At 41.9% G+C, this 7,719-nt stretch carries 5 protein-coding genes and 1 pseudogene; 1 reads left to right on the forward strand and 5 read right to left on the reverse strand.

Annotated features, from left to right (window positions below):
• Positions 1-8: 8 nt before the first annotated feature.
• A complete protein-coding gene (locus RDS42_RS15025) occupies positions 9-170 on the reverse strand; it encodes a formate dehydrogenase accessory sulfurtransferase FdhD (RefSeq protein WP_369124214.1) in 162 nt (53 codons plus the stop codon).
• A gap of 3 nt (positions 171-173) precedes the next feature.
• Here RDS42_RS15025 and RDS42_RS09935 point away from each other — a divergent pair.
• Positions 174-536, forward strand: a pseudogene (locus RDS42_RS09935) (transposase); the annotation flags it as partial.
• A gap of 152 nt (positions 537-688) precedes the next feature.
• On the opposite strand, the gene RDS42_RS09940 reads toward RDS42_RS09935, so the two are convergent.
• From RDS42_RS09940 to RDS42_RS09955, 4 genes are all read right to left on the reverse strand, one after another.
• Positions 689-1,300 (reverse strand): hypothetical protein, encoded by a 612-nt coding sequence (locus tag RDS42_RS09940; protein WP_308783524.1) that lies wholly within the window; start codon positions 1,298-1,300, stop codon positions 689-691.
• Positions 1,293-3,716, reverse strand: coding sequence for a glycoside hydrolase family 3 C-terminal domain-containing protein (locus RDS42_RS09945; protein WP_308783525.1), 2,424 nt, complete (start codon positions 3,714-3,716; stop codon positions 1,293-1,295). Before RDS42_RS09945 ends, RDS42_RS09940 begins: the two co-directional genes overlap by 8 nt.
• 69 nt (positions 3,717-3,785) lie before the next feature.
• Positions 3,786-6,812, reverse strand: a complete 3,027-nt coding sequence (locus tag RDS42_RS09950; protein ID WP_308783526.1) for a glycoside hydrolase family 3 C-terminal domain-containing protein — start codon at positions 6,810-6,812, stop codon at positions 3,786-3,788.
• A gap of 152 nt (positions 6,813-6,964) precedes the next feature.
• Positions 6,965-7,719, reverse strand: a 755-nt coding sequence (locus tag RDS42_RS09955; protein WP_308783527.1) for an ATP-binding protein, incomplete at its 5' end; no start/stop codon positions are given.

Here is a 7,719-nt window from a genome sequence, read left to right on the forward strand (position 1 = left end):
GATGTATACTATAGGAATCTATTTTTGAACATACTGTCGGAATAAAGATTTCCATTTCTTACAAATCCATACACTGTAATCTTATTTTTTCGTGCCAGATGTATTGCCTCCTCAGTGACTGCAGCTCTGGAAACAATTGAAGAAATACCTGCTGCAATAACTTTTTCCAGATAACAAAAAACTTACATCAAAGACTGATGGTCACTTATTCACCTAAATATGCACGTTACCAAAAAACTATTCGAGACGCTCAGGTAGAACGTGCAAAAAAAATGATTAAATCAGGCAGCACAAAGAAACAGAGGAAGAATCCGAATGATCCCGCCAGATTTATTGGTACACAGACTGCTACAGAGGAGGGGGAAGTTGCAAAGATTGTAAAATATCTTGATGAAGACAAGATTGCAACCAAAGAACAGTACGATGGTCTTTATGCTGTATGTACTGATTTATTAGACGATGATGTACGTGCTATCTTAAACGTAAGTGAAGGCAGGTGGCAGATTGAAGAATGCAGAAAAACAGTAAGGGAAAATAAAAATTACTATAGTCTGAAACAACGCAACTGTCAAAGATGGGATTATTATAACATGAAACCTTTTTCACTCAACTGGGAAAATTTTTCATAAGCATAAGAGCCGCTTATTCCGAAATAACGGAATCTGCAGCTCTTATTTCAAAACACTTTTTATTTGTTTTTCTTTGCCTCTCCCTCCGGAAAGATAATTTTAAATACAAAGAAAAAAATTACCATGGAAACGCCGCCTGTAATAAATGTCACCAGCAGATTATACACAGCCGGGGGAACGTACACCGCCGCAACCGGCATCCAAAGATTGTTAAATCCATTGCAGATCAGGGAAATCACGATCCATGCAATAAAATACCACATTGCCTGATATACAGGGTTTCCATGACTTTTAAAAGTAATATTTCTCTGAAGAGGAAAGTTTATGCACTGAGCCAGAAAAGATCCCACCTCATAGCTGATAAAGTATCCCAGTCCGCCTCCGATCAACACTGCTCCAGAAGCATCGCGAAGAACGTTATATCCCAGAAGACTCCAGGTAAACTCCACGCCAAAAATCTTCATCGGAACCTGCGGCCACATAAATTCTGTGCCTGCAAGGCCTATGCCCAGCATTCCAGGCATAAAGGTAAACACCAGGTACTGAAATACTGTAACTCCCATGCTGAACAAAAAGAAAAAGGCAATTTGATAAACCCATTTGGAAAGCCTTGGGAACTTTTTCTCAAAAGCCTGCCACTTAGGCATCCACCACTCCATTAATTTATTCATTTTTCAATTTCTCCTCGTACATTTTATTTGCTCTGATATTTGCAAAAAATCCACCGATTATTTTTTTCAGGCCTCGGAAAAGATGGCCATTTACAGCCATTACCATTCCATCTACCATCTCCCGGCTGACTGCTCCGTTTGTCATTTTGGCAATTCCCCGGAAAGGCATATTATAAATAAATAGAATGTTCAGATCCGGCTTTCCCTTTTCTTCACTTTTTTTCTTCAAATAGGTAAGACACTTATAAATAAGCCGGGCAAGTCTGCTTTTTGCGTAATACATCTGACAAATAGCGTCGTTTCTGTCAAGGTCTCCCGACCATTTTCCTGAAGGAATGGGACGTCCCAAAAGTTCCTCAAACTCCTGATCAGAAATCTGCTGAATGATTCCTGTATAATAGTAAGGAAGCTTTGCCGGATTATACGGATATTCTTTTGTGGTTCCTTCTAACGAAAGCTCAGCCTCCAGACGGATGTCTTCCACATTAGATCCGATCATAATATGATAGGTTCCCATTTCCGTTTCCCATCTGTTTGTCTTAACATTCCAGTAACGGAAGGTCTTATCATCAAAAGGAATAAAAATCTGTCTGCTCTCTCCGGATTTCAGGAATACTTTTTTGAATCCCTTCAGCTCTTTTTCCGGGCGGAATACAATAGCGTTCGGAAGTCCTACATAAAGCTGGGCAACTTCAGCGCCGTCATATTTACCTGTGTTTGTCAGTGTGAATTCCACACCCTTTTCTGTTGCCTTTATATTGGAATATTCAAAGGTGGTATACGAAAGACCATATCCAAAGGGATACTGTACCTTTACCTTTCCCGTAGCAAAGTAACGGTAGCCTATATAAATACTCTCCCTATACTGGGAAATTCTCTGCGCACTTGGGAAATACCGGAACGCCGGGGTGTCCTCATAGCTTAAGGGATAAGTTTCATTCAGATGACCGGAAGGATTTACCTTTCCTGTCAGAATGTTCATCATTGCCCCTGCTCCGGCCTGTCCGTAAAGATATCCGTGAAGGATGGCCTTGCAGCAGTTGTGCCATGGCATTTCCACAGCAGCTCCTGCACTTAAAATACCTGTCACATTTTCATTTACCTGAACAATCGCCTTCAAAAGCTCTATCTGGTTCTGAGGTATGCGCATATGAGGGCGGTCAAGGCCTTCGGATTCACTAAGTTCATCCAGACCAAAGCAATAAATTACAACCTCTGCATTCGCAGCAAGATCAAGGGCTTCTTTTTTCATCACCGCGTCTTCTTCTCCAGAACGCTGATAGCCTCTGCAGATTCCCACAACCTCCAGATCATAGTTTCTCATGACCTGTTCCATTGTTTCCAGCTTTGTCGGATTTACCATTGAAGAGCCTGCGCCCTGATATCTTGGCTCTACAGCAAAATCACCGATTACGGCAACCTTTGTTCCTGGAGCCAGAGGAAGAATATTATCTATATTCTTCAGAAGAACCGCACTTTGCTCTGCAGCTTTTTTTGCCAGTTCATGATGTTCTTCCTTTGAAAACGATGTCTTTTTATTTTTTGCTTTAGCGCTTAAGGTCATCACTGCTTTTAGAAGATCCTCCACGCAGGAATCCAGTTCTTCCATTGTCAGTTTCTTTTCTTTTAGAGCCTGCAGGATTTCTCTTGCAGAATCCAGTCCCGGAGCAGGCATTTCCAGATTAGATCCTGCCGCCACCCCCTGGACATGGTCATTGGAACCGCCCCAGTCTGTGATCACGATTCCATCAAAGCCCCACTCTTTTCTGAGGATATCCTGAAGAAGATGTTTATTTTCATTTGCATAAACACCATTGACCTCATTGTAGCTGGACATAATAGAACCGGGGTGCCCTTCTTTTACTGCAATCTCAAATCCGGTAAGGTAAATTTCACGCAGCGTCCTTTCGTCCAGAACAGAATCCATTGCCATACGGCGAAGTTCCTGGCTGTTTACTGCAAAATGTTTAGGACAAGCATAAACTCCCTGACTCTGGATCCCTCTGATATAAGAGGCTGCCATTTTACCAGATAGATAGGGATCTTCACTGAAATATTCAAAGTTTCTTCCGCAGAGCGGACTTCTCTTTATATTCAGTCCCGGTCCCAGGAGTACATTCACATCCTGTACAGAGGCTTCCTCTCCAAGGGCAGCTCCCAGCTCTTCTCCAAGCTCTTCATCCCAGCTGTTGGCAATGGTCGCTGCTGTGGGAAAACAGGTGGCGGGAAGAGAAGCGTTCAGCCCCAAATGATCCCCTGCCCCAGCTTGTTTACGGATACCGTGAGGTCCGTCTGAACAAAAAATAGACGGAATGCCTAATCTCTTAAAATCCCGGGTCTGCCAGACGTTTTTTCCACTTAAAAAAGCAGCCTTTTCCTCAGTTGTCATTTCCTGCAATAATTTTTTTATTTCCAAAATATGATTGCCTCCTGATAAAAAGCCTCCTGCAGCCACAGGCTGTACTATGGTGCAGGAAGCTTGCTTTTAATTATTCTTCAACAGTTGCCTGAATGTTCTTTTTTTCTTTCTGTAACGAACAATAAGGATGATCTCAATTACAAGGATCACTGCAGCCACAGCTACATCAACAGTAATAAAGATTTTTGTCATATTTGACATCTTGCCTGCCGGATCCTGATCTCCTTCATAATAACCGCTGTTTCCTACTGTATAGAGGATATTCTTACATGCCTGACGCATTGCTTTTACTGCAGTTGCGCTCTTATCCTCCAACTTATTGGTTTCTGCGCTGTTAAATCCAAGCATCAGATCGTTACCGCTTCGGATGCAGTTATCTGTGATCATATATCCATAAGATCCGTCATAATCAGACTCTACCATTCCTACAAAGCCCCACTCGCCGCGAAGTACATTGTTCAGAAGATATTCATTGCCACAGCTTGGCTGTGTTCCGATCCAGTTAAAGGATGACATTGCTGCAGCGCTTGTACCCTCAAAACCTTTTACTGCAATCTCAAAAGGTTTCAGGTAGATTTCTCGAATGGCCTGCTCAGACGCGTAGGTTGTCAGTACAGAAATACGGTTGATTTCCTGATCGTTCAGGGCAAAGTGCTTGATATACGCGTATACTCCCTTTTCAGAAGCACCGTTCATCTGGTTTGCCGCAAGATATCCTCCCAGCACACCATCTTCTGAATAATATTCAAAGTTACGTCCTGCAAAAGCAGAGCGGTGGGTATTCATAGCCGGACCATACCATCCAAAGTTATTGGCGTCCTTATATTCCTGACCCATGGACTGGCCGATTTCATATGCAAGTTCCTTATTCCAGGTCTGTGCCATAAGAAGCTCTGATGGATATGCGGTTCCATATGCTCCTGTTACAAAGTTACTTAAACCTGCCGGACCGTCACAGTCTGAAGTAGCAATCTTTCCTACTGATTTGATTTCCGCTGTCTGCCAACCTCCAACATTGATCAGGGTCACCATATCTTCAAAACTTAACTGATCAAGAAGCTGATCCCATTTTTCATCGTCATAGTCAAGGCCTCTCAACTGATACAGACTAAGACCATTGTCTGCACCCATTGTCGGCATTTCATCTTCTTCGTTGTTATATTTTGTTCCGTCATAGATTCCGAAAACATTTTCTTCTACAGCTTTGCGGGTTTCGTCAGACATGGTATACAGAGCCTCGTCCACTTCGCCGCAGGCTTCCTCATAGTTTTCAAATCCGTTTTTACGGGAAAGCTGTACAAATGTTCCTCTTGCATAATCCTCAAACTGGTTAGTTGCCGGTGTCAGATCACTGGAACGTCCCTCTTTGCTGTAGTCAATATCCTCTTCTACTTCAAAGCTTTCTTCTGCAAGAACTGTGTGGGAGTCAGAACGAAGGGAAATCGTATATTCGCCTTTTTCCAGAATATATCCGCCTCCCTGGATCTTGATTCCCTCAGAATCATAAGAAGCCATATCTTCTTTTGCAATAACAAAGGAAAGTGTTTCCTCTGCGCCTGGCTCAAGAATCTTTGTTTTTCCAAAATCAATAAGGTTTACAGATGCTTTTTCAATTCCTCCGTTTGTATAAGGAGGTGTGAAATAAACCTGTACTACGTCCTTACCTGCTGTATCGCCTGTATTTTTTACTTTTACATCAAAAGATACTGTAAGTCCGTCGTCAACAAAATTCTCAATAGACTGCTCAAAAGTTGTGTAAGACAGTCCGTAACCAAACGGATACTGAACGGTATCTTCATAATTAATAAAGCCTTCTTCTGCAGCAGTTTCATAGAATTTATATCCTACATAAATACCCTCTGCATAATTTACAAAAGAAATATTACCAAGGGCTGCCGGATCATCCTTTACCATCTGCTGATTCAGATCTTCTACATTGTTGTAGGAATGGTTTCCGATATTATTGATATAGGGTGTATTAAGAAGATCTCTTACATAGGTGTCTGCTGTTTTTCCAGAAGGATTTACAGAACCGTTCATAATCTCCCCAAGAGCTGCAAAACCTGTGTTTCCTGCACCCGGCGCCAGAAGCACAGCTCCGATTTCCTCGTATTCATCCACCCAGCTTAATTCCATGGGATTGTTTGCATTGATGATCACAACAACATGGTCAAATTCGGAGCACACTTTCTCAACCATATCCTCCTCTGTTCTGGAAAGCTCCAGATAAGATTCGCCTTCTTCAAAATCATCATAATCCCCGTTATTTGTATAAGAGGAGTTGGTATAACCAAAGTTTTCAGGCGCTGCTGCAACCTCTTTTGCAATATTGTAGGTTCCGTCAATAACTGCCTTCATGTCTGTAGGAAGGTCTGCGTTTTCTCCGCCGGAGCGTCCGATCACAACCACTGCGGTATCAGAAAACTCTTTTGCTTCCTCCATTACCTGATCTGTATAAACATCCACTGTAGGCTCCGGAAGTGTCCAGTCCTGTTCGCTCATACTGACTGTCGGACGCTCAGTACGGTAATCTGTGTAGATCTTGGTAAGAGTTTCATTTGTTTTATATCCTGCGTCCTGAAGAGACTGAAGGATGCCTACTGCAGTAGAGGCATCTGAAGATCCTGAACCAGTTCCTCCGAAAATCGGATTTGTAGAGTTCCATCCAAAGACATTCAGACTGTTTACATCTTCAGAAAGTGGAAGAAGTCCCTCGTTTTTTGCAAGGATCACACCTTCTTCTCCTACTTTCTGGATTGTTTCCTTACTCTGCTTTACAGTTGCCTCGCTTAAATTTACCTTTGAGGCATTTAAAAATCCAGAAACGTTTGTGTACATAGGACCATAACAGATTACGTTGGCAATCACTGCGATCACTGCAACAAATGCCAGAACTGCCTGCCACCGGATGATATGCCGGAATCCTTTTTTTGCTTTTGAGGCAGCAAACAGAACTACGATCATAACTACAAGAGCTGCAAGGATCACGTAAATATATCCCTGAAGCTGCGTAATATAAGATTTCAGGTCTGCTTCACTGACTCCCAGACCTGTAAAAATCGGGCCCAGTACCTGTGTTAAAAATTTTACCATCGTTTTTTCCCTTTCCTTCTTTTATTTGGTACTTTCAGGAAACCTTACGCTCTGTTTCCTGTTGCAAGAAGTATAGCAGACTTTTCTCCATTCTCCTGAATCTGGCATGAAATGCAGAAATTCTGCATAAAATGCAAAAAAATGCCCAGGGCTCATCCCCTGGGCAACAGTATCTTCAGCTCAAACCAGTTATTTTTTACTCCAAAATCCACACTTCCGTTATATTTCTGCGCTGTCTGTATCATGCTTTTTAAACCAAATCCATGATTTTGCTTATCGCTTTTTGTTGTGCTGATCAACTGATGCTCATTTTTTATAATCTCATTTTCACAGTAATTTTCTACTTTAATAAAAACAAAATTCTTTTTCTGGGAAACCGATACATGAATCAGTCTCTTTTCCTTTTCCGGGATCATAACCACATGTTCAATAGCATTGTCCAAAGCGTTTCCAAAAATCGTACAGATATCTATTACATGGATATAATCCAGAATTTTCCCATCTGCCACACAGGTAATCTGAATATTGTTTTTTCTGCAGTGAAAAATTTTTGCTGCAAGTATGGTATCCAGAACACAGTTTCCTGTTTTGTTCCATGTCTCAAAAGAACTAAGTTCATCTTCCATGGCATCCAGCCATTCCCCACGCTTCACACTGTCTGTTTCTGCTCTCAGTCCTGCAATCTGATGTTTCAGGTCATGGTACTTCATCTGGATCAGATCCAGACTGTCCTGATAATTACGATACTGGTCGTACTGAGTTTTCAGCACAAGATTCATGGCAGAAAGTTCTTTTTCTGCCATATACTCAAATATTCTGCTCTGATACGCATGGAGAATGGCGATTCCTCCCATGTCCACCAAAGTTCTGATATTAAACATATCAGAACGAAGAGTTGCTGAAAATG

The sequence above is a fragment of the uncultured Blautia sp. genome (assembly GCF_902497045.1).
Taxonomy (GTDB): Bacteria; Bacillota; Clostridia; order Lachnospirales; family Lachnospiraceae; genus Blautia_A.

Coding starts and splice junctions, on each gene's coding strand:
- RDS42_RS09940 (WP_308783524.1), bottom strand. CDS start 1,300: ATGAATAAATTAATGGAGTGGTGGATGCCTAAGTGGCAGGCTTTTGAG.
- RDS42_RS09950 (WP_308783526.1), bottom strand. CDS start 6,812: ATGGTAAAATTTTTAACACAGGTACTGGGCCCGATTTTTACAGGTCTG.